The sequence below is a fragment of the Vibrio sp. 10N.222.52.B7 genome, assembly GCF_041474275.1.
Taxonomy (GTDB): domain Bacteria; phylum Pseudomonadota; class Gammaproteobacteria; order Enterobacterales; family Vibrionaceae; genus Vibrio; species Vibrio crassostreae_C.
The window spans coordinates 1-304 of sequence record NZ_JBFRTU010000368.1 but is presented as its reverse complement, the minus strand read 5'-3'; the positions used below and the strand labels follow the sequence as shown (position 1 = coordinate 304).

Sequence of the window (304 nt, the reverse complement as noted above, 5' to 3'; positions counted from 1 at the left end):
CCCAGGATGAAAGAGCCAAGACGAATACCAACAAAAATGGACGTCAGGCTCGCAATAGTTTTAAGCACTGATTCATTAGAAACCGCCAGTAATGCAGGAACAACAACCGACGCTGCAGCAACCAAGCTCATCTTTCTTGCCACCGATTCATAATGTGCATCGGAAGCTTTCTTACGGAAAAAGCGCTTATAGAAATCGAACGTTGCGACTGTCGCCATTGAGTTATAAGTAGAATCCAGTGTCGACATCGCTGCTGCTGAGAGTGCGGAAATCACCAAACCAACAATGATTGGGTTGGTATGGT

1 protein-coding gene is annotated in these 304 nt (G+C 45.7%); it reads right to left on the bottom strand.

Annotated features, from left to right (window positions below):
* Nucleotides 1-304 (bottom strand): sodium:solute symporter family transporter (locus AB4512_RS23255; protein ID WP_408063698.1); only part of this gene is annotated, 304 nt, incomplete at both ends.